This is a genomic window from Bacillus sp. P4_E1, from assembly GCF_056401715.1.
Map to the genome: position 1 here is coordinate 81,822 of NZ_JBFUIV010000019.1, position 24,367 is coordinate 106,188.

The window sequence follows — 24,367 nt, forward strand, 5'->3', positions numbered from 1 at the left end:
ATTTTATTACATTTTAATATCTGAGAGAATAGAAAAAAGGCCTTGTAATTCTACAAGGCCTTTTGCAAACTCCCTTTATTTTGTAGCAAGTACATATTATAGTAAAGTCCTTGTTTACTAAGTAACTCTTGATGTGTTCCACTTTCTACAATTTCCCCTTCATGCATAACAAATATTTGATCCGCATCTTGGATTGTAGACAATCTGTGCGCTATCGCTATCGTTGTTCTACCTTTTCGCATTTGCTGCAATGCCGTTTGGATAGCCTCTTCTGTTTCTGTATCAATATTTGCCGTCGCTTCATCTAACACTAATACTTTCGGATTGGTTGCTATCGTTCTAGCAAAAGCAATTAATTGCCTTTGACCACTAGAAAATGCAGCTCCTCTTTCGACAACTTCTGTATCATACTGCTCTGGTAATTTTTCAATAAACGTATTCGCTTGCACAAACTTTGCCGCTTCCTCTATCTCTTCATCCGTAATCTCTTCATTATACATACGAATATTTTGCTTTACATTTCCAGCAAATAAAAATGCATCTTGCAGCACAAGACCAATTTTCTTTCGAATTTCTTGTTCTTCGAACTTCTCTAAATCTACTCCGTCTATTACAATATTTCCTGATTTAATATTGTAAAATCTCATTAATAAATTCATAATCGTACTCTTTCCGCTACCAGTATGCCCTACGAAAGCAACCGTTTGCCCTGGCTTTACGTGAAAAGATACATTTTTTAAAACATCACGCTTTCCATCATATGAAAAAGTAACATCTTTAAACTGAATTTCCCCGTTAGCTACTCGTGGCTGTTCACTCCCCATTTGAACAGGAGCTAAATCTTTATCATCCATTAAATGAAATACACGCGATGATGAAACAAGCGCTTGCTGGAAGAAAGATAGTTTCATCATCATCTCATTTACCGGCTGGAAGAAACGATGAATATAGTTAACGAAAGCATATAAAACCCCTACTTCAACAGGACTCTTTAAAGCATCGATTCCGAATAAACCAAGTACTAACGCAATTGCTACAATATGAACAAGATCTGTTGCTGGACGTAAAAGTAATGCATCTAATTTCAATGTACGACGTCCAGCACTAAAATGTTTATTGTTCACTTCTTCAAATTCTTTTCTCATCCGCTTTTCTTGCCGGAACACCTGAACAATATTCATACCTTGAATGGACTCATTTAACTTTGCATTTAATATACTCAGCTGATTACGTACCTCTAAATAAAAAGCTGCACTTTTCCGTTGATACAACACCATAATTGCAAACATTACCGGAATTAATATGAGCGAAAATAGCGCTAATTTTACATCTAATAAAAACATCGCTACTAAAATCCCTACTAAAAAGACTACATTTTTCACGAATGTTGATAGTACACTAACATAAAAATCCTTAATCGCTTCTGTATCATTCGTTATGCGAGATACGAGCGTACCAATCGGCGTACGATCAAAGAAGCTTAATGACAATTTTTGAACATGTTCATACACTTCAACTCGCATATCTTGGACAATCTTAAAAGCGATATTTTGAAAGTACAATAAGTCTAAATAAGTAAATAATACTTTTAATAAATGAGCAATAATATACACTACAAATAGGGTTACAAGTGCTGATTGTTCAAAGTTACCTGGCACTAAGTGTTCATCAAGAAATTGCTTAATTAAAAAAGGACCCATCATTTCAGTTACAGTTGCACCAACTAGAAATAAAAATGCTAACGCCAATAACCCTTTATAGGGCCTCATATAAGAAAGCAACCTTCTTAAATCACTCCGTTTTTTCTCAGCCATCATACGCCTCCTTTCTCTACTAATGCCTCTAACTGCTGGCTTTCGTACATTTCTTTATACCAACCATTTTCTTTCATTAATTGCTCATGTGTCCCTCGCTGCATAACCCTACCTTCATCAATAACAAGAATAAGATTTGCATGCTGAATAGCACTTAAACGATGGGCAGTAATAATCGTCGTTTTCTCTGCCCTTTCTCGTTTCAATGCAGTTAAAATAGTTTCTTCTGTTTTTGCATCTACGGCTGATAAACAATCATCTAATATTAAAATTTCAGCATTTGTTAATAATGCACGCGCAATAGAGATTCTCTGTTTTTGACCTCCTGATAGTGAAACGCCCCTTTCACCTACTACAGTGTCATACCCTTCTGGAAATTGAAATATATCATTATGAATACAAGCAATATCAGCAGCTCGGCTAATTTCTTTATATGTAGCATCGGCCTTTCCAAAAGCAATGTTCTCCCCAATACTCGCTGAAAATAAAAAGTGATCTTGCGGTACATATGAAATTGCAGAACGCACACCGTGAAGTGTTAAATCTCGAATATCCCGCTCCCCAACTTTTAATTCACCATTAAAATGATCATACTCTCGAATTAAACATTTTAATAACGTCGTCTTCCCTGCACCGGTACGCCCTACAACTCCTAACGTTTCACCTTTTCTTAAGTTAAAGTAAATATCTTTTAAGTTTAATAGTTCATTCTTTTTATAAGAAAACGAATCAACAGCAAACGAAACATCACCACTTGCTATAGCATGTATAGCATTTTCCTTATTCACTACATCTGAAGTTTGTGAAAATATTTTCTCCACACGATCATACGAAGCACGTCCACGCTCCATAATATTAAATAGCCATCCAAAAGCTAACATTGGCCATACAAGTGTCCCTAAGTACGTTGTAAATGTTACTAATTCCCCTACAGTTAATTCACCTCGTACGACTAATAATGATCCGTAACAAATTGCGATCAAAAATGAAAATCCGACAATTAGGGAAATCGTTGGATCGAATAACGAGTCAATACGTGCAACTAGCATATTTTTATGTACGACATCTTCAGATTTTTTCCGAAACGCTTGTAAATCCTCTTTCTCTTGTCCAAGTGAGCGAATTACCTTCATCCCACTCATACTTTCTTGTACTTTATCATTGATTTCAGAAAACGATTGCTGTGCCTTATGAAATCTTCTATGCAATAAAGTTCCATAATAATTTGTAGAAATAGCTACAATTGGCATCGGAATTAAACTTAATAACGTTAACTTCCAACTAATTGTAAATCCCATCGCTACGAGTACACATCCTCCAACAGCTAATGAATCAACGAGTGTTAAAACACCTGCCCCCGCAGTTTGCTGAATCGCCTGAATATCATTTGTCGCATGTGCCATCAAATCGCCTGTGCGACGTGATTGATAAAAGGATGGGCTCATCTTAGTAAAATGTTCATATAGATTCTTTCGCAGTTGACGAGCTAGTTTTAAAGAAGATCCAAAAATCATAATACGCCATAAATAACGTAATATATACATCATAATTCCTACAACTACTAATAGAATAACCCAGTTCAACAATTTTTCAGACGTTAATGTTCCACTATTAATTTCATCTACTACAATCCCTAGTACTCTTGGCGCTACAAGTTCAAGAAGCGCGACACCAAATAACATAATAATTCCGATTATGTACGCTCGTTTTTCTTGCTTAAAAAACCAAGCTAAATTAAAAAACACTTTCATATTTATCCTCCTCCCTTAAAATGAGCGATGTTTTCAGTGTAACAAAAATACAGAATATTTAAAAGTTTTAAATATGTTTTATAACCAAAAGAAAAGGGCACTCGGTAAGAGTGCCCTTTTGCGCTTATTTTGTTTGTTGCTTGTTCATCGCGCTCATCATTTGATTGATTTTCTTTTGGGAAGGTTTTTGTCCCATTTGCATCATCATCATTTTTAACATTTGTTCGTTAATTGGTGGATTTTTTTGTAAGTAATTCATCATGTATTTGCGGGCAATGAAAAATCCTAACGCCACGCCTGCTACTAGTGCTACTACGCCCACTAGAATACCTAACCACATTGGCATATCTTTTCCTCCTTCATGTTGTCTACCTTACAGTGTACTAAAACCTTTTCAATAAGACAAGATACTATTCGACATTTTTTACACATATGTTCGTACTTGTTTGAGAGGATTTAACCAACCGTACTTTTTATTTTCATAATCCATCGCTAAAAATGTTAACTCACACTTTCTAAGCACCTCAAAGAAAGTTGTTTCCATGGATACATTTCCAGAAGTATTTATTCGAATATATTGTGGTTTCACCATTATTTCTCCGTATTCGGCTCCTGTATAAAGCGTATGAGTATGATTTGTTCTTTCATATTTACCAAGAACACGCAAAGCTTGTTCTAATTTATGATGAATTTTCATTACTTGTAACGGCATCGTAATATACGTCATTTGTTTATATAATACTTTCTTCTCCGAAAGGAACCCAGATTCTGAAAATCGAGCAAATAAATCAAAAAACAAATATTCACGACCAAAGTAAGCTTTCGCAATATCCTCTTGAATTAAATACAATTCATACGTTTTCATTTTTCCCCTCCCGATCTGGACAACCTTTTCCCTACATTATATAAGAGAAGATTTGCAATGATTGTCTGACTACGGAGAGAGAAAAAACTTTTCCTGTCGAAAAAACTCAATTACATAGAAAAATCTCCCCATGCTGGAGAGATTTTTCTAAAATCATTAAAGCATTTCTTTTACTTTACGAACAACGTTCTCTACAGTAAATCCATACTCTTCCATAATCTTCTCACCAGGAGCAGAAGCACCGAATGTGTCGATACCTAGTACATCTCCATCAAGGCCTACGTAACGGTGCCATCCGAATGTAGCACCCATTTCAATTGCGAAACGTTTCGTTACTGCTTTTGGTAGTACAGATTCTTTGTACTCAGCAGTTTGAGCTTCGAAGCGATCCATAGATGGCATGCTAACAACAGCTGCATCAACGCCGTCTGCTGCTAGAGCTTTTTGCGCTTCGATTGCTAAGCTTACTTCAGATCCAGTTGCAATTAAGATTACATCAGCAGTTTCTTTCTTGCTTGCAGAAACTACATATGCACCTTTTGCTACTTTTTCATAAGTATCGTCTTTTGCACCTTCTAATGTTGGAAGATCTTGACGAGTTAACACTAATGCAGTTGGTGTTTTTGTAGATTCTAGAGCTAGTCTCCAAGCTGCAACTGATTCGTTACCGTCTGCTGGACGAATAACAGATACATTTGGCATTGCACGAAGCGCTGCTAATTGCTCAACTGGTTCATGTGTTGGACCATCTTCACCAACAGCAATACTGTCATGTGTAAATACATACGTTACAGGCAATTGCATTAATGCTGCAAGACGAATTGCTGGACGTAAGTAGTCAGAGAATACGAAGAACGTACCACCGTAAGTTTTTAAACCGCCATGAAGTGCGATACCGTTCATTGCTGCACCCATTGCGAACTCACGTACACCGTACCAAATGTTTTTTCCGCTGTAATCAGCTCTTGTAAAGTCTTTTTCGTTATTCATGTATGTTTTGTTAGAACCAGCAAGGTCAGCAGATCCACCGAAGAATGATGGTACAGACTCTGCAATTGCATTAATTACAGCACCTGAAGAATTACGTGTTGCTGCTTTTGATCCTAATTCATAAGTTGGTAAGCTTTGTTCCCAACCTTCTGGAAGAAGACCGTTCATTGCTGCTTGCAGTTCGTTTGCTAATTCTGGATATGCTTGTGCATATTCACCGAGCATCGTGTTCCACGCAGCTTGCGTCGTTTCACCAACATCTTGTACTGTTTTACGGAAGTTGTCATATACTTCTTCTGCTACATGGAAGTCTTGTTCAGCAGTCCAAGCGTATGCTTCTTTCGTTAATTTTGTTTCGTCTACACCAAGTGGAGAACCATGTGAAGCTGATTTTCCTGATTTGTTTGGAGAACCGAAACCAATTGTCGTTCTTACTTCAATTAGCGTTGGGCGTTTTTCGTCAGCTTTCGCTTCTTCAATTGCTTTTGCGATTGCTTCAATATCATTTCCATCCTCAACACGGATTACTTGCCATCCGTATGCTTTGTAACGATCTTCTACACTTTCAGAGAATGAACGATTTAAATCGCCATCTAATGAAATATCGTTTGAATCGTAAAGTACAACAAGACGACCTAATTGTAAATGAGCAGCTAATGAAGATGCTTCAGCAGAAACGCCTTCCATTAAATCTCCATCACCACAAATAGCGTATGTATGATGATCTACTACATTATACGCATCACGGTTGTATTTAGCCGCTAAATGTCTTTCAGCCATTGCCATACCTACAGCAGTTGCAATACCTTGTCCAAGTGGACCAGTTGTTGAGTCTACACCTGCTGTGTGACCATACTCAGGATGTCCTGGAGTTTTGCTTCCCCATTGACGGAAGTTCTTTAAATCATCCATTGTTAAGTCATAACCAGATAGATGAAGTAGACTGTATAGTAACATTGAGCCATGACCTGCAGATAATACGAAACGATCGCGGTTAAACCACGTTGGGTTATTTGGATTGTGTTTCATAAATTGAGTCCATAATGTATAAGCCATTGGTGCTGCACCCATTGGCATTCCTGGGTGACCAGAGTTTGCTTTTTCAATCGCATCAATGGATAATGTGCGAATCGTGTTGATAGAAAGTTGTTCGATTGAATGTGACATGCTATTCTTCCCTTCGCGTATGTTAGTAAACGTTTTATACATTTATATGATAGCTTCCCACGCAAGATTATACAACATGTATCGACAAATATGTTGATGTTTTTTTGATTTTTCATAAAAAACACAGTGATTTAGGGAATGTATGGGCATTCAATATGACATACTTTTTAATTGTTTTTATTTTAAAAATAAATATAATTATCTGTATATTTATACAAATATACTAATTTCTGATATATCTCCTTTTTGATAACCTTTAAAAATACAAAAAAGCATCTGAATTAGATGCTTTTAAAACAAATTAAATAATCCGCTTACGAATAGAACTTGAAATAAAATCAATTATAATTACCATTAAAATGATACCTAATAAAATAATTCCCACACGAGACCAATTACGTGAACTAAGTGCAAAAATTAATGGCGTACCAATACCACCTGCTCCAATAACACCTAAAATCGCAGCGGATCGTACATTAATTTCAAACCTGTATAACGTATACGATAGAAAATCCGGTAACACTTGTGGTAATACGGCATACCAAAGTATTTGAAACCGATTTGCACCCGTTGCTATTAACGCTTCCGTCGGTCCCTTATCTATATTTTCAATTCCTTCCGAATATAGTTTCCCCAACATTCCGATAGAGTGTAACCCTAAAGCTAGAACTCCGGCAAAAGAGCCTGGACCAACAGCTTTTATAAATAAAAGAGCCATAACTAATTCAGGAAATGTACGAACAAAACTAAGTACAAATTTCCCAGTTCCTGAAGTTAATTTTCCACTACTCATATTCGTTGCCGCCCAAAAAGCAAATGGAACAGATAAAAAAGCAGAAATAAATGTACCTAATATCGCAATTGCCAACGTATCAATTAAACCGTGTAATAAATCTTCACCATCTGGCAAAGATACATACGACCAATCTGGGTTCAATACGCCTGTCATAATTGCTTTTGTAATTTCTCCCGCCGTATTCTTTATTCCCTCTAACGGGACTCCTGAAAAGGCCCATACATATACAACTGTAAGTGCTATAAAAATAATCCAGCGATATATACTCGGTTTCTTCGGTTTTGGTACGATTATCGTCGTTTTACTCATTATAATTTCCCCTGCAACACTGTACTTATATAATCAATTAGCAATACAACAACAAGGGTATAAATAATAATAGAAGCAGTTTGTTGATATTGTAAAAATCCAAGTGTACGATCATAATATAATCCAATCCCACCTGCTCCTACTAAACCTAGAACAGCTGCTGCACGTACATTCACCTCAAATGTATAAAGTACATAGGAGACGAAGTGCGCTTTCACTTGCGGAATGACCCCATAAACTATCCATTGCACCTTATTCGCTCCTACAGCTGTCATCGCTTCTAATGGACCTGGATCAATTGATTCAATTGACTCATACAATAATTTCGCTACGAGTCCAACGGAGAAACAAGTAAGAGCCAAAATACCTGGAAGTGGTCCTATTCCAAAAATCGCTACAAAAATAGCCGCTAATAATAAATCTGGTATTGTTCGTATAAAATTTAAAATCAATCGAGCTGGACTGTACAAAAATACACTAGTAAATACATTACTTGCCGCAAATAGTGCAAGTGGAATGGCTAAAATCGCCCCTAAAGTCGTTCCAATAATCGCCATACGTATTGTATCTAACATTGCTGTTGTAATAATTTGAAAATAACTCCAATCTGGTGGCACCATTTCCTTCAATAAATCCATCATATTTGGAAAACCAACTACTAGTTTTGAAAATGATGCGTCGACCTGTACACTACTACCCCACAACAGTAAAATAACTAAAATAACCGTTAACATATGTTTCAATTTACTCGGCGGCTTCGGTATCGATTTCGAATATATCGTCACTTCATTCATTTAGCTGCCACCTCTAATAATGCGCTTTTCTGAGCTACGTCCCCATAAATTTCAGCGAATTTTTCATCCGTTGCCTCTTCTACTAATCCATCAAAAACAATTTCACCAGCATGTAATCCAATAATACGAGTAGCATATTGCCTCGCTAAATCAATAGAATGTAAGTTTACAATTGTCGTAATTCCAAAATCTTCATTAATTTTCTTCAAATCATCCATTACTTGCTTTGTTGTCAGAGGATCTAACGAAGCAACAGGCTCATCTGCCAATATGATTTTCGCTTCTTGTGCCAATGCTCTAGCAATTGATACACGTTGCTGTTGTCCCCCTGATAATTCATCAGCTCGTGCATATGCTTTTTCTGAGATATTCACTCTATTCAGCGCCTGGAATGCAAGCTCCACGTCCTCTTTCGGAAACAGACCTAACGTTGTACGCAATGTAGAATGATATCCAACCCGCCCAGCTAATACATTCTTCAGTACCGTTGATCGCTTCACAAGGTTAAAGCTTTGAAAAATCATACCAATATCTCGGCGCATGCGTCGTAATCCTTTTCCTTTTGCAGCAGTAATAGACTCCCCTTCAATAATGATTTCTCCTTCTGTGATTTCATGAAGGCGATTTACCGATCTGAGAAGTGTTGATTTTCCAGCACCGGATAGCCCGACCATTACAACAAACTCACCTTTTTGAATTTTCAAGTTTATATTATTCAATCCTTTTGTACCATTCGGATACACTTTGGAAACATTTCGAAACTCTATCACACATCTTACCTACCTTCTATGTATTATCAATAACTGAAAAACGGCAAACTAACTGAAATCACACACTTTCCAGTTAGTCGCCATTTCCATATGTATTATTGCGTTTTCACTTTCTTTCCATATTCACGAACGATATCAAATTTACTATCATCAGATTTAACGTATCCTTCATGTGAGTATACTTCTTTAATGATTTTGTGCCCTTCCTCATTCTTTCCTATTTCAATGAAAGCATCCTGTAATTTCTTGCTCCACTCTGCATCTAAATCAGAACGTACAGAAATCGTATCGTTTGGAATTTTCTCCGTAAATTTTACTATTTTCGTTTGATCGAATATATTCGGATAATCTTTTTTTACAATATTGCGAGCATCTTGGAATACAACAGCTGCATCTACATCACCATTTAAAAGAGCAATAAGTGACTGATCATGACCTTTTAATGTAACAGGTTTCACATCCTTTAGCGGATCGATTCCCTCTTTTAACAATACAGCCGCAGGCCATACATAACCCGCTGATGATGTTACATCTTGATAGCCAATTTTTTTACCTTTTAAATCTTTTACACTATTAATATTAGAATCTTTCTTAACAACAAACTCTGATTTATAAACATCTACTAAATCCTTTGTCGGAGCTCCAGTTTCATCATCTACCCCAAAACGTTGCGCCTGTAAAATTACGTTTGCAGCCTTTTTCTCATGCGCTAACACATACGCTGTTGGAGGTAAAAAGCCTACATCTACTTGCTTAGATGCCATCGCTTCTACAATTGTATTGTAATTCGTTGAAATACTAACTTTTACCGGAATGTTTAATTTATCACTTAATAGCTTTTCCAATGGTTTTGCCTTCGCCTCTAACGTATCTGCATTTTGAGAAGGAACAAATTGAACATTTAGTGTCTTCGGTACATAACCTTTTTTCGTATCTTCATTTTTACTTGCACTTGATTCCTTCGTTCCACATCCACTTAATAATCCCGCTGCTAGTACAACTGTTGTGCTCATTGCAAAAACTTTTTTCAACATGTTAATGCCTCCATTTTTCGTTGTTATAAAATAACCTTCCATAAACATGAAGAAATATATCACATATTTTTACAAATAATTGCTTATTTACGGAATCTTTACACATTCTATACATTCACATTAAAATTCTTTTCATATATTTGATATGATTAATTGAAAGATAACTATAGAAAAGGTGAATGGCGTTGAATCAAAATCAAATTGTAACTTTAAATATTTTATTAACAAGCGATGTACATGGTACTGTGTATCCAATTCACTACCAAGATAACTCCAAAGCAGAAATTGGTTTAGCTAAAATTTCTACTCTCATAAAAAAAGAACGTTCTCAAAATGCAAACGTTCTTCTGATTGATAACGGGGACTTCATTCAAGGAACACCATTTACTTATCATTACGCTACATACGAAAAAGATATGGAAAACCCAATGTCCTTATTAGCCAACTACTTAGAGTATGACATTGCAATTATCGGAAATCATGAATTTAATTACGGAATGGATATATTAAATAATGCTGTGGCTACTGCAAATTCTTCTTATCTATCAGCAAACATTTTAGATAAAAACAGAAAAGAACCTTATTTCGGGAAACCATATATAATAAAACATATTGAATCAAATATAAAAATTGCTATTTTAGGGGTGACAACGCATTACATCCCCCATTGGGAACAAGCACATCATATTAAAGATTTACAATTTGAAGATGCATTTGAAACAACAAAAAAATGGGTTTCTTACATCCGTAAACATGAAAAACCAGATTTACTAGTCGTAGCCTATCACGGGGGATTTGAACGTGATTTACAAACCGGAGTACCGACTGAAGTTTTAACAGGTGAAAACCAAGGATATGCAATGTGCCATGAAATTGAAGGCATAGATATTTTACTAACAGGCCACCAACACCGAGAAATCGCTCACACCGTGATTAATGGTGTAACAATTTTACAGACCGGATGCAATGGACACTCAGTTGGAAAAGTAACAGTAACATTCGAAAAAGCAGAACAAAAATGGGTAAAAAAAGAGAGTTATTCAGAGTTATTGCCCGTACAAGGAATTGCGGCAGACCAAGATGTTCTTTCCTTGGTTGCCAATTATGAAGAGAAAACACAAAATTGGCTTGATAAACCTATTGGAATAATTTATGGGGATATGCAAATTTCCGATGCTATGCAAACACGTTTGCAAGACCATCCTTTTATTGAATTCATAAATAAAATACAGATGGATATAGCTAATGTTTCAATTTCTTGTACAAGTTTGTTTCATAATACATCTCCAGGTTTCCCGAAACATGTAACAATGCGTGACATCGTTTCTAATTATATTTATCCAAATACATTAAAAGTAATTAGAATAACCGGAGCGGATATAAAAGATGCTCTCGAACTCTCTGCTTCTTATTTCACATTAAAAGCAGATGGAACCATCATCGTAAACCCTACCTATATAGAACCAAAACCACAACACTATAATTACGATATGTGGGAAGGGATTTCGTATGTATTAAACATTTCAAAACCAATTGGAGAGAGAGTAGAGTCTTTGCAGTATAAAGGCACTCCTCTTAATATGAATGAAGAATATGACGTTGTTATGAATAATTATCGTGCAAGCGGTGGCGGGAACTTCTTTATGTTTCAAAATAAACCAGTAGTAAAAGACATACCAACAGATATGTCTGAACTTATCGCTAACTATATATTGAAGCATAAAAGGATAGAAGCAACGAAAAATGAAAACTGGAAAGTTATTAAATAACAATTTTAACAAATAAAAAAAGATGGGCTATGCCCATCTTTTAATTTAATTTTGCATTATCCTGCTTTTTTAAAGCTTTTAATTTCGCCGGTGTAACGTCCGTGCCTTCTTCGTTAACGACTTTAATTCCTTTTAATTCGTTTAACATATTTTGACGAAATCCTTTTAAATATTGTTCACGAAGCGATTGGCGCTCACGTTGTTCTTCTTCAGTTAAGCCTTCAGCTTTTGCTTTTTTCGCTAAGAAGTTAATGCGTTCAATGAGTTCTTGACTTGGCATCTCGAATCCCCCTTCTACTCAAAACTGATTATTATCATACAATAGTTATTCCTCTTTATCAAGCAATTGCTTTGTATATTCTACATACCTTCGATGTACAGTTGCTTTTGAAACATCATGACCAAAACCACGAAGTGTTGCTGCAATTTCTTCAAAAGTTAATTCATTCCGGCGCAAACGTACAATTTCCTCAATTGGCACTTCTTTTTTCTCACGTCCTACGCTTAAATGACGATTTTTCAAATTATTTTCTGGACGAAATCCTTTCTCCACTGCTCTTTGCATGCCACGTTTAATTTTTAAATTGTGGATCTTTCTTTGATACTCTTCAACGATCCCAATTATATTTAGCACCATCGAATCAGAATCTGAAAGCTGTAATTCACCACTATGCGTGTGCGTATAAACTTTTATCCCCTCTTTATGTAAACAATGCATTAACGCAATCTTTGCATTTCCTCTACCAAGACGCGTTTCATCTTGTATAAGTAGTACATCAACTTGTTCATCTCGAATTGTATCTAGCACTTCTAATATGCCATCACGTTCAATTGTATAACCGCTAGCCTGCTCCTCAATTACCTTTGTAACATCCATTTGATAGCGCTCAGCTAAATGCAATAATTCATCTTTTTGACGCAATAATGATGTTTCCTGTGCTTCTTTTGTTGTGCTCACACGTGCATAAATAATTGCATTCATTTTGAACCCTTCTTTCTCACTATATTTTCCTTATAGTGTATCATAAATTTGCCTTTCGTTCGAACTTATGTTTGTAGAATGTTTTTTCGCATGTTATACTTAATAATAAGAAAAATGAAAGAAAACGAGGTGTTAGAAAACATGGAAAAGTTAACGAAACGCCAGCAAGACATTCTCGACTTTATTAAGCTAAAAGTACAAGAAAAAGGATATCCACCTTCCGTACGTGAAATCGGTCAAGCAGTCGGCCTTGCTTCTAGTTCTACAGTGCACGGACATTTATCACGACTAGAAGAAAAGGGATATATTCGACGCGATCCAACAAAACCACGCGCAATTGAAATTTTAGGTGACAACCGAACGGAAACACAATCTGTTATTCAAGTTCCAATCATCGGAAAAGTTACTGCCGGTTTACCGATTACAGCAGTCGAAAGTGTAGAAGATCACTTCCCACTTCCAGCTAGTATCGTTGCTGGAGCAGATCAAGTGTTTATGTTACGCATTTCTGGAGATAGCATGATTGAAGCCGGTATCTTTGATGGTGATTTAGTTGTTGTTCGCCAACAACAGTCTGCATACAACGGTGAAATTGTAGTTGCTTTAACAGAAGATAACGAAGCAACTGTTAAACGTTTCTATAAAGAAAAAGATCATTTCCGTCTACAACCGGAAAACTCTTCACTAGAACCTATTATTTTAAAACAAGTGTCAGTTATTGGAAAAGTAATTGGCGTATATCGTGATTTACATTAAAAATAATAAAAAGAAGATAATTCCCTTATTTATATAGGTAATTATCTTCTTTTTATATTTTGATAGATTTCCGTTCATTCAAAAGAATGCGTTTCATTAATTATTAACGCGTTTCAATAGTAACATCTCCAGCAGCGGTTTTACCGCTAATCTTTTTACTACCATTACCAATCGTTATATTTTTATTGTCTTCATTAAAAATTGTCACGTCTCCAGCAGCAGTTTGCCCAGTTATAACTGCATCTCGTGGTTTTTCCAATAAAGTAATATCTACATCTCCAGCAGTTGAACTTACCTCTAAATCATATTTAGAATCATGATCAATAATATCTATATCCCCACTAGCCGTTTTTGCTGTTACTTTCCCTATTACTTTTTTAAAATTCACCTCACCAGCTTTTGTAGACCCCTCCACACTCTTTGCTGTTACATGTTTCAAATCCACTTCTCCGGCGAGTGTTTCAACACTTACGCGGTCACTTTTCACATTACTTATTTCTATTTGTCCAGCGGATGAATTTACTTTTATCTCTTGATAAGAACGTTCAGGTACTAATATAGTCAATGTAGGCGTTTGAAATCCGAAATTGTAAAATGAAAAATCAAATGAAACACCTTTTTCTATTTCCCCTATGATTTTTAATGTATCACCATCTTCAGCAATACGAATCTCCTGTTTACTTACGTCTCCTTTTTGCTTTACATAAAAAGAGGAATCAGGAGATTTTTGGACAACAATATCTCCAGCATCTAACTTAACTTCTACATTTTTTAGCGTTTCGTTTTTAATTACGTCCTCTTTATCTCCTTTCTCTGCAGTTTGTACTGCTTTTTCATATGTTTGTGAAATCCCTATTACTCCAATAATGATACAAGCGATAGCTACTAATAATATCTTTTTCATCATCTACTCCCCTTTTATCATTTTGAAGTTCCAGACTACATAGCGTACACATAATCTTTTAAACCACTTCGTACTATAATAAGCTACAATACATAACAACAAACCTACTCCGACAAACGTTATACTAACGAAAAGATCCAACCATATGAAAGTGCCCATAAATACTTTTACAATAACGAAAAATGGTGTCACTACACTAGCAATCCCACCGACCCAAAAGGAAAATATAAAAGCTATAATTGCAACTAACGGGCCTAACACAATAATAAAATTAAACAAACTAAGTCCAACCGCTGCCATGACAGCTCTTGTCACATTTGAAGTCGACGGATCTTTTTTCATTTCATCAAATCGATACATCGCAAGTAAGTCTTTCGCAATTACTTTCGGAGAGCCAAGTCCTTTTATTATTTCTGATCCAGTTTTCCCCTCTTCCATCCCAAACTGAAAGTGCTCTTCATAATCAAATAAAATATCTTGTCGCTCTTCTTCTGGTAACTTTCTAAGATGACTTGATAATTCTTTAAGAAACTGCTCTTTACTCATCCCATTCCACCCCTTCAATAATTTCTTGAACACCTTTAGCAAAATCACGCCACTCTGTTACTAATAAAGTAAGTTGCATCTCTCCTTGCTCTGTTAGTTGATAATATTTACGGGGCGGTCCTTCCGTGGATTCTTTTAAATACGTTTGAAAATATCCCTCTTTCGTTAAACGACGTAATAACGGATATACAGAACCTTCCGATATTAAAAATTTATTAGAGATTTGCTGAACAAGTTCATAACCGTAACTATCTTTACGTTTCACTAGTGCCAAAACACATAGTTCTAACACACCTTTTTTAAACTGAACGTTCAAGGACAATCCCCCTTTCTCATTTTAGTACTGTTCAATAAACGGTAGCTATTTTATCCATAATATACCACTTAGTATTGTTTATTGCAAGGTACTATATTTTTCAATACTTAATTTTCGAATTAAATACATCCACACCATATTTCAACTTCCACATTTTCATTCATAGCTAGCACGCATTTTAAATAATCCACATGACTTTTTGCGGGCACCCATCCAATTCATTTCACAAGCCTTTATATTTGCCACAAATAAAAAAAGCCCTAATACCGTAGTATTAGGGCTTTTTTCTCTCTTAGTATAGAGACATATATTGATCGCGTTCCCATTGGTGAACTTGCGTGCGGAAAATATCCCACTCAATTTCTTTTGCTTCAATGAAGTGCTCAAGTAAATGATCACCTAATGCGCCACATACGATTTCATTAGATTGTAAAGTAACTAACGCTTGCGCTAATGTTGCTGGTAAGTCAACGATACCTGCTTCTTCACGCTCTTCTTTTGTCATTACGTAGATGTTACGGTCTACTGCAGCTGGTGGAGTTAATTTATTTTTAATTCCATCAAGACCTGCTGCTAATAATGTAGCCATTACTAAATACGGGTTCGCAGCTGGGTCAACACTACGTACTTCTACGCGTGTACTAATACCACGAGATGCAGGGATACGCACTAATGGACTACGGTTTTGTGCAGACCATGCTACGTAACATGGAGCTTCATATCCAGGTACTAAACGCTTGTAAGAGTTTACAGTTGGGTTTGCTACCGCTGTAAATGCTGGCGCATGTTTTAAAATACCTGCGATGAAGTGACGAGCATCATCACTTAATTGTAAATCACCGTTTTGATCGAAGAATACGTTCTCACCATTTTTAAATAGTGATAAGTTACAGTGCATACCTGAACCGTTCACACCGTATAATGGTTTCGGCATAAATGTTGCGTGTAAACCATGTTTACGAGCAATCGTTCTTACAACAAGCTTGAATGTTTGAATGTCATCACATGAGCGAATTGCATTTGCATATTTAAAGTCAATTTCATGTTGACCTGGCGCAACCTCATGGTGAGATGCTTCAATTTCAAAGCCCATTTCTTCAAGTTCAAGAACGATATCACGACGACAGTTTTCCCCTAGATCCATCGGCGCAAGGTCGAAGTATCCACCGTTATCGTTTAATTCTAATGTTGGATTTCCTTTTTCATCAACTTTAAATAGGAAGAATTCTGGCTCTGGTCCAAGATTGAAATCTGAGAATCCTAATGCTTCCATTTCTTTTAACACACGCTTTAAGTTGTTACGTGGGTCACCATCAAATGGAGTACCATCAGCATTGTAAATATCACAGATTAAACGAGCTACTTTACCTTTTTCAGCTGTCCAAGGGAAAATTACCCAAGTATCTAAATCCGGATATAAATACATATCAGATTCTTCAATACGTACGAAACCTTCAATAGAAGATCCATCAAACATCATTTTGTTATCAAGAGCTTTTGTTAATTGGCTCACTGGAATTTCTACGTTTTTAATTACCCCTAAAAGGTCCGTAAATTGCAGACGGATATACTTTACATTCTCTTCTTTCGCCAAACGGAAAATATCTTCTTTTGTGTACCTAGCCATTATAAATTCCTCCTTAGTCCCTCTAAACACCTTCAGAATCAGTTATCTTTAGTGAAAAAACCTTGAAATGTCACCTTGTCGCAATGAGGTCCGATTAAATCTACCTGTATGTTGTAGTTCATCTCGAAGAATTTTGCGAAGCTCGGATTTTGAAATTTCTTTCGTTTCTTCTTTTACTTTCACTGCTTCTGTTTGATTTTCTTTCATTTGCAATACTTGTTTAATTCCGGCCATATTTAAGCCTTGATCTAACAAATCTTTAATTTCCAACAATTTATCTACATCGTTAAATGAAAATAATCTACGATTCCCTTTTGTACGGGTTGGAAAAATAAGATTATGCTCTTCATAGTAGCGAATTTGACGTGCAGATAATTGTGTTAAATCCATTACAATACCAATTGGAAACAGCGGAGCAGAACGTCTATCTTCTTTCATTGTTTCAGTTCCTCCTTCGCCTTAACTGTTTCTCATTTTATACCATGTTATGTTTAGTGTCAATAGATGTTAGCTTTTCTTACATGATTTTTTTGTGAATTTTTTCATTTTTTTTCTAATGGCACAAATCATTACTTCCACACGAAAAAAGCTGCCGAAATCGACAGCTTTCCTTTAAGAAATTGTTAATAGTTTTTTTTCAATTAACGCATCAATCGCAGAACAAATCGCAATCTTTACATGCGAATAAGTTAACCCACCTTGCACGTAAGCAACATAAGGCGGACGAATCGGACCATCAGCCGACAGCTCAATACTTGCACCTTGAATAAACGTCCCCGCAGCCATAATTACATCATCTTCATAACCCGGCATATAGTTTGCATATGGAGTGAAATGAGAATTAATTGGAGATGCATATTGAATCGCTTGACAGAACGCAATCATACGATCTTTATCATCAAATTGAACAGACTGAATTAAATCTGTTCTTGGTGCATTCCAAGCTGGTGATGTATTCATCCCTAACTTTTCTAAAAATGCAGCTGTAAAAATCGCACCTTTTAGCGCTTGTCCCGCTACATGCGGCGCTAAGAAGAAACCTTGATACATTTCTTGCAGACTGTATAAAGATGCCCCTGCTTCCGCACCGATTCCTGGAGATGTTAGACGATATGCACACGCTTCAACATACTGCTCTTTACCAACAATGTAACCACCAGTTTTAACAATTCCACCGCCAGGATTCTTAATAAGAGAGCCTGCCATTAAGTCCGCACCAACATGACATGGCTCTTCTTCTTCAATAAATTCGCCATAGCAGTTATCTACAAATACAACAACATCAGGTTTAATCTCTTTCACAAACGCAATCATCTCTTTAATTTGTGAAACAGTAAACGACGGACGAGTAGCATATCCTTTTGAACGCTGAATACCAATCATCTTCGTATTACTATGGATCGCAGTTGCAACATATTCAAAGTCCACAAATCCCTCTTCAGTTAACGGAACTGCGTTATAACCAATATTATATTCTTTAAATGAGCCTACACCTTTTCCGCGTACACCAACGATTTCTTCTAACGTATCATATGGTTTTCCTGTTATGTATAGCAGTTCATCTCCTGGACGTAAAATACCGAATAGAGCTGTCGAAATTGCGTGAGTACCTGAAATAATTTGCGGACGAACAAGACCCGCTTCTGCCCCAAATACATCAGCATACACTTTTTCTAACGTGTCACGACCAATATCATCATAACCATAACCTGTCGTCGGAATAAAATGCGAATCGCTAATTTTGTGTTTACGAAAACTTTCTAATACACGAAATTGGTTACTCTCAATCACTTCATCCACATGTTTATGTACTTCTATAATTTGACTTTCTACTTCTTTTACGATTGGAGCAATTTTTTCTCCATTTTTCAAACGATCAAACATTATTTTCTCCTTCTTCCACTAAAAATCTCTTTAATTGCCCCTTAAGCGATGAATGAGCAAATATATACCCTGTACAATCATATACAAATTTATCTTCTAGAAACTCCATTTTAGTTAATATTGTTTCTGTCTTTAAAAGCGTTAATAACCTACCTTCACTCGGAGGGATTTCCACTTGATAATCATCCATTTCTTCCTTCATCTTCGTTTCTAGCGCTTCTTTTATACGCAATAAATCACTTTCTTCAAAAGCACTAGTCATTAAGAAATCACTTTTCGGAAATGGAATGAAGTTTTGATGCAATTTATCTTTTTTATTATATAACGTAATAATAGGAATACGATTAATTTCAAGGTCCGACAATAATTGTTTTACTGTCTGCTCATGCCCTACATAATTAGGATCTGCTGAATCAACAACATGTAAAATAACATCCGCTTCCCCAGCTTCTTCTAACGTAGATCGAAAAGCAGCAATTAGTGACGTAGGTAAATCTTGTATAAAACCAACCGTATCAGTCAAAAGCACTGTATAACCAGAAGGTAACGGCATCTTTCTTGTCGTCGGATCTAGCGTTGCAAACAATAAGTTTTCTTCAAACGTATCAGCTTCCGTTAATCTATTAAACAACGTAGATTTTCCTGCATTTGTATACCCAATTAACGCAACTTGAAACACTTTATTATCTTTTCTTCTCTCACGATATCTCTTTCGATGCTCCACAACAACCGCTAGTTGTCTCTTTATTTCATCAATACGAGATCGAATATGACGACGATCTGTCTCAAGCTTCGTCTCTCCTGGTCCCCTTGTACCAATTCCACCACCAAGACGTGATAAAGCAAGACCTTGTCCCATAAGGCGCGGCATTGTATATTGCAATTGAGCTAATTCTACTTGAAGCTTACCCTCTCTCGATTTCGCACGTTGCGCAAAAATATCTAGTATTAACTGCGTTCGGTCAATCACTCTCGCATCTAATACTGAAGATAAATTCCGAATTTGACTTGGTGTTAACTCATTATTAAAAACAATAACAGCTGGTTCTAATTCTTCCGTCAACGCTGCAAGCTCTTCTAGTTTACCTTTTCCTATATAAGTCGCCGGATGAAACTTCGGGCGCTTTTGCGTCGTTGATACTAACACTTCCGCTCGCGCAGTTTTCGCTAGCGATGCAAGCTCTTTCATGGAATGCATAAATTTTTCATCATCATCTTGTGGCAATTGACAGCCAACTAATATGATTTTTTCTTTTTCTTCCATCAAATATGTTCACTCATCCTTTTCGAAATTTAAACCTTCTAATATAATAGCAGAGGAAGCACATTTCATCTAGTTAGCGGGGGAGAAAATTCATGGCATGGGAGATTTTTAGCATCATAGGCACAATCGCTTTCGCACTAAGCGGAGCCATTGTTGCAATGGAAGAGGATTATGATATTTTCGGGGTATATATTTTAGGAATGGCAACCGCATTTGGGGGAGGTGCCCTTCGTAATTTATTAATCGGTTATCCAATCGTCGCGTTTTGGCAACAAGACATGTTATTCCAAATCGCACTATTATCAATGACGATCATTTTTCTTTTTCCTAATAAATTAATTAAACATTGGAAAAAGTGGGAAAACATCACAGATGCCATCGGCTTATCAGCGTTCGCCGTACAAGGAGCTCTATACGCCCAAAAATTAAATTTACCAATTAGCGCTACAATTGTAGCTGCTGTTTTAACTGGCATTGGCGGCGGTATTATTCGTGATCTTTTAGCACGTAGAAAACCTCTCGTCCTTCGAGCTGATGTATATGCGTTTTGGACGATTTTAGCCGGTTTTTTGATTGGCGCTAAAGTCATCGTTAGCGATTGGGCTCTATACACCTTATTCATTTTAATTGTTTGCTTCCGCATGGTTTCTATTCATTACAAATGGCATTTACCGCATAGACGCATCGATACAAAGGAGCGCTCAATGCATAAATAGCAATCTAACCTCTTTACATATCGTAAAGAGGTTTTTCTTTTCTAACGAGTTTTTCTTTACATAATGTTTATACTAATTTTTAAAGCGAGGTGAATGCAAATGACAAACCATGTTAATAAAGGAGTTCAAAAAAGCTCAGTAAACCAATTTGGACATGATCCAAATTCAGCGCACGAAAAGAGCGCTAAAATGGAACGTCTTCATAAAACTCACCAAGAAAAAGCAAAAAAAGAGTAAACGAACTTATGCATAAAAACAGACGCACAGTTTACGTACTGTGCGTCTCCTCTTCAAGCATTAAATCCATACTTGATATCCCAATTAAATCATATTTATCATACGTATCCTCTTGTAACAATCGCATAGCTTGTGTACGAATCGATTTTTCAACAATATTCCGTACGTATCGCCCATTACTAAACGATGTAATTTGCGACGAATACTTTACCGCATGTAAATGATCTCGAAATTTCCACTCCGCTTCTTTAGATAACTGATATTCACGCTCCTCATACATTCTCTTTCCAATTTCCAACAGCTGATTTACCGAGTAATCCGCAAATTCAATAATAAATGGAAAACGAGATTGTAACCCTGGATTTAATGAAAGAAAATGATTCATCTCTCTTGAATATCCAGCTAAAATTAATACAAAACCGTGCTGCTTATCTTCCATATGCTTCACAAGTGTATCAATAGCTTCCTTCCCAAAATCCTTCTCTCCCCCCCGCGCTAAAGAATACGCCTCATCAATAAACAAAATACCTCCCATGGCCTTTTTTATTAAATCTCTCGTCTTTTGCGCTGTATGACCGATATACTCCCCCACAAGATCAGCACGTTCTGCTTCAACTAAATGCCCCTTCGATAAAATATTCATCTCAAACAACAATTTCCCTATCATTCTAGCAACGGTTGTCTTCCCAGTACCGGGATTCCCCCTAAATAACATGTGAAGCACTTGCTTCTCAGATTTCAACCCCATCTCTTGTCTTTTTTTATTTACATAAATCCAAGCATAAATTTCTTTTATTATCTTTTTTATTTCATCCATCCCAACAAGCTTTCCCATCTCTTCTTCAATTCTCTGCAACATCTCATGTTTAGTAGTGGTTTCACTTGAAATTACCGTTTTATTTTCTGATGCCGGTAACGAAATTTTCTTTCGATGGTTTAATACAATATTAATTTGATTGTTATTTTTCTTACGCATCGATTGTTCCATACAATCACCTCATTTTATCCACTCACCAAATATTATTATTCCAGTCCCTCTTGCAAATGCCTATTTTCAGAAAAGTTTGCTATAATATAAGAAATAATCAAGGTGGTGGGACTATGGAAACAACGGAATTCCATGATACAATACAAGCCTTTTCTATTTTTTTATTGAATAAAGGCCGAAAGTCTTCAACCATTAAACGTTACGTTTATGACATTGAAGATTTTGGACATTGGTTAGAAAAAAACAAAAAGCTCCCTTCCAGTAATATATGGGCAACACTTTGTACAAAAGACTATGAAGATTACTTTTCAGACTTAAAAAAGAATCGACACTACTCTGAGAAAACAATGCATCGTGTATTTATTGTATTAAATAGAATRCATCATTTTCTTAACATTCCAAATCCATTGAATGATATGGAAATTACTATTCAACCAAACCGTGCATTGCGTAATGAAGATTTCATTTCATCCGATGAAGAAAAAAGATTAAAGCATATAGTCACTTCATTAGAAGGACTTTCAGAAAAACAGCGTCCCGTTCGTCCATTATTAATGGATCGTAATATCGCCATTTTAAGTATATTAATCGACTACGGACTATCCTTACAAGAGCTTACAGCATTAACTATGCATCACGTTCATTTTGAAACTAATACACTTTCTATTCCAGCAACCGCAGGAGTAGAAAGAACAATCACATTAGCAATCGAAGACAAAAAACAACTGTACACATATTATAAAAGTATTCCAGAACCAGTTCGTCCTAAATACCATAGTAATGACCCGTTGTTTGTTGCATTCGATTTTAACCGCGGAACATACAGATGGGTATACGAAAACAATGCACCAAAAGCACTAACAGAAATCGCTATCCAAAAAATGATCCGACTTGAAGTAGCAAGAGCGAATTTACGTAAAGGCATTTCTGGACAACATTTCCGGAACACGTTTATTTTACGCCTAATAAAAAAACAAACCCCAGAGCCAGAAATCATAAAATTAGTTGGCTTCAAATCAAAAATTTCACTAAAGCGATATTATCAATATGCTGAAAATAAAAAAAACGCCCTATAATAAGGCGTTTTTTTTATTTTTTTCTCGAAAGAATCCATTTCACTATGACCATTTAACTACTCTCTGCATCTACTATGATGAGTTTCGTTCACATTCTTATTAGAAAGGAGAGATTTAATGTCTCGCTTTAACGACAATCAAAATAAATACTCCAATCCATGCTTTCCAACTAGCGCTGGACGAATTCCAACTACCCCAACGATTCCAATTACTAAAGCGCAAATTAGAACATTCCGTGCAATCATTAACGATTTAATAAAAATAATCCCTAAACTTTTCGCCAATCCATCTCCCAAAAACATTGAGAATCTAATAGATACATTGCACCTACTAAGCAAATTCATCTGTTCACTAGACACTACCTCCGCTCTGAAAGCACAAGGATTAGCCATCATTAAAAACTTAATAACTATATTAAAAAATCCAACCTTCGTAGCAAGTGCTGTATTTGTTGAACTTCAAATTTTAATTAATTATTTACTTTACATTACAAAGTTATTCCGAATTGATCCTTGTACACTCCAAGAACTCCTTAAATTAATTGCAGAGTTACAAACTACTCTAGTTAATTCAGCTTCGTTCGGCAGAGGACCTACTGGACCTACTGGACCTAGAGGTAACACGGGCGCTACTGGTGCTACCGGACCTAGAGGTAACACAGGCGTGACTGGTGCCACTGGTCCTAGAGGTAACACGGGCGCTACTGGTTCCACTGGTCCTAGAGGTAACACGGGCGTGACTGGTGCCACTGGTCCTAGAGGTAACACGGGCGCTACTGGTTCCACTGGTCCTAGAGGTAACACGGGCGTGACTGGTGCCACTGGTCCTAGAGGTAACACGGGCGCTACTGGTGCGACCGGTCTTAGAGGTAACACGGGCGCTACTGGTGCGACCGGTCTTAGAGGTAACACGGGCGCTACTGGTTCCACTGGTCCTAGAGGTAACACGGGCGCTACTGGTTCCACTGGTCCTAGAGGTAACACGGGCGCTACTGGTTCCACTGGTCCTAGAG

25 protein-coding genes are annotated in these 24,367 nt (G+C 36.5%); 6 read left to right on the forward strand and 19 right to left on the reverse strand.

Annotated elements, in window-relative coordinates; genetic code table 11:
* Nucleotides 1-50: 50 nt before the first annotated feature.
* The 9 genes from AC1DS7_RS22625 to AC1DS7_RS22665 form a co-directional block, all read right to left on the reverse strand.
* Nucleotides 51-1,814, reverse strand: coding sequence for an ABC transporter ATP-binding protein (locus AC1DS7_RS22625; protein ID WP_016100813.1), 1,764 nt, complete (start codon nucleotides 1,812-1,814; stop codon nucleotides 51-53).
* A complete protein-coding gene (locus tag AC1DS7_RS22630) occupies nucleotides 1,814-3,565 on the reverse strand; it encodes an ABC transporter transmembrane domain-containing protein (RefSeq protein ID WP_002033485.1) in 1,752 nt (583 codons plus the stop codon). The genes AC1DS7_RS22625 and AC1DS7_RS22630 overlap by 1 nt, the downstream gene beginning before the upstream one ends.
* Before the next feature lie 124 nt (nucleotides 3,566-3,689).
* Entirely contained in the window at nucleotides 3,690-3,911 is a 222-nt protein-coding gene (locus AC1DS7_RS22635) for a YneF family protein (protein WP_001132292.1), read from the reverse strand.
* Nucleotides 3,912-3,989: 78 nt separating this feature from the next.
* Nucleotides 3,990-4,430 (reverse strand): sporulation inhibitor of replication protein SirA, encoded by a 441-nt coding sequence (sirA, locus tag AC1DS7_RS22640; protein ID WP_002014415.1) that lies wholly within the window; start codon nucleotides 4,428-4,430, stop codon nucleotides 3,990-3,992.
* A 156-nt stretch (nucleotides 4,431-4,586) separates the two neighbouring features.
* Nucleotides 4,587-6,587: a transketolase gene (gene tkt, locus AC1DS7_RS22645; RefSeq protein WP_002033482.1), complete on the reverse strand. Its 2,001-nt coding sequence runs from the start codon at nucleotides 6,585-6,587 to the stop codon at nucleotides 4,587-4,589.
* A 301-nt stretch (nucleotides 6,588-6,888) separates the two neighbouring features.
* Complete coding sequence (phnE, locus tag AC1DS7_RS22650; RefSeq protein ID WP_002033481.1) at nucleotides 6,889-7,692, reverse strand: phosphonate ABC transporter, permease protein PhnE; 804 nt, start codon at nucleotides 7,690-7,692, stop codon at nucleotides 6,889-6,891.
* On the reverse strand, nucleotides 7,692-8,486 hold the full coding sequence (phnE, locus tag AC1DS7_RS22655) for a phosphonate ABC transporter, permease protein PhnE (protein ID WP_016100812.1): 795 nt from the start codon (nucleotides 8,484-8,486) through the stop codon (nucleotides 7,692-7,694). The genes phnE (AC1DS7_RS22650) and phnE (AC1DS7_RS22655) overlap by 1 nt, the downstream gene beginning before the upstream one ends.
* Complete coding sequence (phnC, locus tag AC1DS7_RS22660) at nucleotides 8,483-9,256, reverse strand: phosphonate ABC transporter ATP-binding protein (protein ID WP_002033479.1); 774 nt, start codon at nucleotides 9,254-9,256, stop codon at nucleotides 8,483-8,485. The genes phnE (AC1DS7_RS22655) and phnC overlap by 4 nt, the downstream gene beginning before the upstream one ends.
* 95 nt (nucleotides 9,257-9,351) lie before the next feature.
* Complete coding sequence (locus tag AC1DS7_RS22665; RefSeq protein ID WP_002137777.1) at nucleotides 9,352-10,290, reverse strand: phosphate/phosphite/phosphonate ABC transporter substrate-binding protein; 939 nt, start codon at nucleotides 10,288-10,290, stop codon at nucleotides 9,352-9,354.
* A 185-nt stretch (nucleotides 10,291-10,475) separates the two neighbouring features.
* On the opposite strand from AC1DS7_RS22665, the gene AC1DS7_RS22670 reads away from it, so the two are divergent.
* The gene (locus AC1DS7_RS22670) at nucleotides 10,476-12,059 is read left to right on the forward strand and encodes a bifunctional metallophosphatase/5'-nucleotidase (protein ID WP_016100810.1); all 1,584 of its coding nucleotides are present in this window, start codon (nucleotides 10,476-10,478) and stop codon (nucleotides 12,057-12,059) included.
* A gap of 40 nt (nucleotides 12,060-12,099) precedes the next feature.
* Here AC1DS7_RS22670 and AC1DS7_RS22675 read toward each other — a convergent pair whose 3' ends face one another.
* Both AC1DS7_RS22675 and AC1DS7_RS22680 read right to left on the reverse strand, forming a co-directional pair.
* Nucleotides 12,100-12,339: a DUF896 domain-containing protein gene (locus AC1DS7_RS22675; protein ID WP_002014431.1), complete on the reverse strand. Its 240-nt coding sequence runs from the start codon at nucleotides 12,337-12,339 to the stop codon at nucleotides 12,100-12,102.
* A gap of 45 nt (nucleotides 12,340-12,384) precedes the next feature.
* Entirely contained in the window at nucleotides 12,385-13,041 is a 657-nt protein-coding gene (locus AC1DS7_RS22680) for a YneB family resolvase-like protein (RefSeq protein WP_476999230.1), read from the reverse strand.
* Nucleotides 13,042-13,182: 141 nt separating this feature from the next.
* On the opposite strand from AC1DS7_RS22680, the gene lexA reads away from it, so the two are divergent.
* On the forward strand, nucleotides 13,183-13,797 hold the full coding sequence (gene lexA / locus AC1DS7_RS22685) for a transcriptional repressor LexA (RefSeq protein ID WP_002087894.1): 615 nt from the start codon (nucleotides 13,183-13,185) through the stop codon (nucleotides 13,795-13,797).
* Between the two features lie 103 nt (nucleotides 13,798-13,900).
* On the opposite strand, the gene AC1DS7_RS22690 is transcribed toward lexA, so the two are convergent.
* From AC1DS7_RS22690 to hflX, 7 genes are all read right to left on the reverse strand, one after another.
* A complete protein-coding gene (locus tag AC1DS7_RS22690; RefSeq protein WP_002033476.1) occupies nucleotides 13,901-14,704 on the reverse strand; it encodes a DUF4097 family beta strand repeat-containing protein in 804 nt (267 codons plus the stop codon).
* Nucleotides 14,705-15,247, reverse strand: a complete 543-nt coding sequence (locus AC1DS7_RS22695; protein ID WP_016100808.1) for a DUF1700 domain-containing protein — start codon at nucleotides 15,245-15,247, stop codon at nucleotides 14,705-14,707.
* Nucleotides 15,240-15,563 carry a PadR family transcriptional regulator gene (locus AC1DS7_RS22700; protein WP_002185126.1) on the reverse strand — a complete coding sequence of 108 codons (324 nt, stop codon included), beginning with the start codon at nucleotides 15,561-15,563 and terminating at the stop codon, nucleotides 15,240-15,242. The genes AC1DS7_RS22695 and AC1DS7_RS22700 overlap by 8 nt, the downstream gene beginning before the upstream one ends.
* Nucleotides 15,564-15,855: 292 nt before the next feature.
* Complete coding sequence (gene glnA, locus AC1DS7_RS22705) at nucleotides 15,856-17,190, reverse strand: type I glutamate--ammonia ligase (protein WP_002014472.1); 1,335 nt, start codon at nucleotides 17,188-17,190, stop codon at nucleotides 15,856-15,858.
* Nucleotides 17,191-17,238: 48 nt separating this feature from the next.
* Entirely contained in the window at nucleotides 17,239-17,628 is a 390-nt protein-coding gene (gene glnR, locus AC1DS7_RS22710; protein ID WP_002014475.1) for a transcriptional repressor GlnR, read from the reverse strand.
* A gap of 174 nt (nucleotides 17,629-17,802) precedes the next feature.
* Nucleotides 17,803-19,074: a methionine gamma-lyase family protein gene (locus AC1DS7_RS22715; protein WP_016100807.1), complete on the reverse strand. Its 1,272-nt coding sequence runs from the start codon at nucleotides 19,072-19,074 to the stop codon at nucleotides 17,803-17,805.
* Nucleotides 19,067-20,338, reverse strand: coding sequence for a GTPase HflX (hflX, locus tag AC1DS7_RS22720; protein WP_002069969.1), 1,272 nt, complete (start codon nucleotides 20,336-20,338; stop codon nucleotides 19,067-19,069). Before hflX ends, AC1DS7_RS22715 begins: the two co-directional genes overlap by 8 nt.
* Before the next feature lie 92 nt (nucleotides 20,339-20,430).
* Between hflX and AC1DS7_RS22725 the strand changes: the two genes are divergently transcribed.
* Nucleotides 20,431-21,054, forward strand: a complete 624-nt coding sequence (locus AC1DS7_RS22725; RefSeq protein WP_002014478.1) for a trimeric intracellular cation channel family protein — start codon at nucleotides 20,431-20,433, stop codon at nucleotides 21,052-21,054.
* Between the two features lie 99 nt (nucleotides 21,055-21,153).
* Complete coding sequence (locus AC1DS7_RS22730; RefSeq protein WP_242248032.1) at nucleotides 21,154-21,291, forward strand: hypothetical protein; 138 nt, start codon at nucleotides 21,154-21,156, stop codon at nucleotides 21,289-21,291.
* Nucleotides 21,292-21,322: 31 nt separating this feature from the next.
* Here AC1DS7_RS22730 and spoVK read toward each other — a convergent pair whose 3' ends face one another.
* Nucleotides 21,323-22,279 carry a stage V sporulation protein K gene (gene spoVK / locus AC1DS7_RS22735; protein WP_002014481.1) on the reverse strand — a complete coding sequence of 319 codons (957 nt, stop codon included), beginning with the start codon at nucleotides 22,277-22,279 and terminating at the stop codon, nucleotides 21,323-21,325.
* A 113-nt stretch (nucleotides 22,280-22,392) separates the two neighbouring features.
* Between spoVK and AC1DS7_RS22740 the strand changes: the two genes are divergently transcribed.
* Both AC1DS7_RS22740 and AC1DS7_RS22745 read left to right on the forward strand, forming a co-directional pair.
* Nucleotides 22,393-23,355, forward strand: coding sequence for a tyrosine-type recombinase/integrase (locus AC1DS7_RS22740; protein ID WP_476999231.1), 963 nt, complete (start codon nucleotides 22,393-22,395; stop codon nucleotides 23,353-23,355).
* A gap of 117 nt (nucleotides 23,356-23,472) precedes the next feature.
* Nucleotides 23,473-24,367: collagen-like repeat preface domain-containing protein (locus AC1DS7_RS22745; protein WP_476999232.1), on the forward strand; the 895-nt coding region annotated here is incomplete at its 3' end.

Coding starts and splice junctions, on each gene's coding strand:
- AC1DS7_RS22625 (WP_016100813.1), bottom strand. CDS start 1,814: ATGGCTGAGAAAAAACGGAGTGATTTAAGAAGGTTGCTTTCTTATATG.
- AC1DS7_RS22630 (WP_002033485.1), bottom strand. CDS start 3,565: ATGAAAGTGTTTTTTAATTTAGCTTGGTTTTTTAAGCAAGAAAAACGA.
- AC1DS7_RS22635 (WP_001132292.1), bottom strand. CDS start 3,911: ATGCCAATGTGGTTAGGTATTCTAGTGGGCGTAGTAGCACTAGTAGCA.
- sirA (WP_002014415.1), bottom strand. CDS start 4,430: ATGAAAACGTATGAATTGTATTTAATTCAAGAGGATATTGCGAAAGCT.
- tkt (WP_002033482.1), bottom strand. CDS start 6,587: ATGTCACATTCAATCGAACAACTTTCTATCAACACGATTCGCACATTA.
- phnE (WP_002033481.1), bottom strand. CDS start 7,692: ATGAGTAAAACGACGATAATCGTACCAAAACCGAAGAAACCGAGTATA.
- phnE (WP_016100812.1), bottom strand. CDS start 8,486: ATGAATGAAGTGACGATATATTCGAAATCGATACCGAAGCCGCCGAGT.
- AC1DS7_RS22665 (WP_002137777.1), bottom strand. CDS start 10,290: ATGTTGAAAAAAGTTTTTGCAATGAGCACAACAGTTGTACTAGCAGCG.
- AC1DS7_RS22675 (WP_002014431.1), bottom strand. CDS start 12,339: ATGCCAAGTCAAGAACTCATTGAACGCATTAACTTCTTAGCGAAAAAA.
- AC1DS7_RS22680 (WP_476999230.1), bottom strand. CDS start 13,041: ATGAATGCAATTATTTATGCACGTGTGAGCACAACAAAAGAAGCACAG.
- lexA (WP_002087894.1), top strand. CDS start 13,183: ATGGAAAAGTTAACGAAACGCCAGCAAGACATTCTCGACTTTATTAAG.
- AC1DS7_RS22690 (WP_002033476.1), bottom strand. CDS start 14,704: ATGATGAAAAAGATATTATTAGTAGCTATCGCTTGTATCATTATTGGA.
- AC1DS7_RS22695 (WP_016100808.1), bottom strand. CDS start 15,247: ATGAGTAAAGAGCAGTTTCTTAAAGAATTATCAAGTCATCTTAGAAAG.
- glnA (WP_002014472.1), bottom strand. CDS start 17,190: ATGGCTAGGTACACAAAAGAAGATATTTTCCGTTTGGCGAAAGAAGAG.
- glnR (WP_002014475.1), bottom strand. CDS start 17,628: ATGAAAGAAGATAGACGTTCTGCTCCGCTGTTTCCAATTGGTATTGTA.
- AC1DS7_RS22715 (WP_016100807.1), bottom strand. CDS start 19,074: ATGTTTGATCGTTTGAAAAATGGAGAAAAAATTGCTCCAATCGTAAAA.
- hflX (WP_002069969.1), bottom strand. CDS start 20,338: ATGGAAGAAAAAGAAAAAATCATATTAGTTGGCTGTCAATTGCCACAA.
- AC1DS7_RS22725 (WP_002014478.1), top strand. CDS start 20,431: ATGGCATGGGAGATTTTTAGCATCATAGGCACAATCGCTTTCGCACTA.
- AC1DS7_RS22730 (WP_242248032.1), top strand. CDS start 21,154: ATGACAAACCATGTTAATAAAGGAGTTCAAAAAAGCTCAGTAAACCAA.
- spoVK (WP_002014481.1), bottom strand. CDS start 22,279: ATGGAACAATCGATGCGTAAGAAAAATAACAATCAAATTAATATTGTA.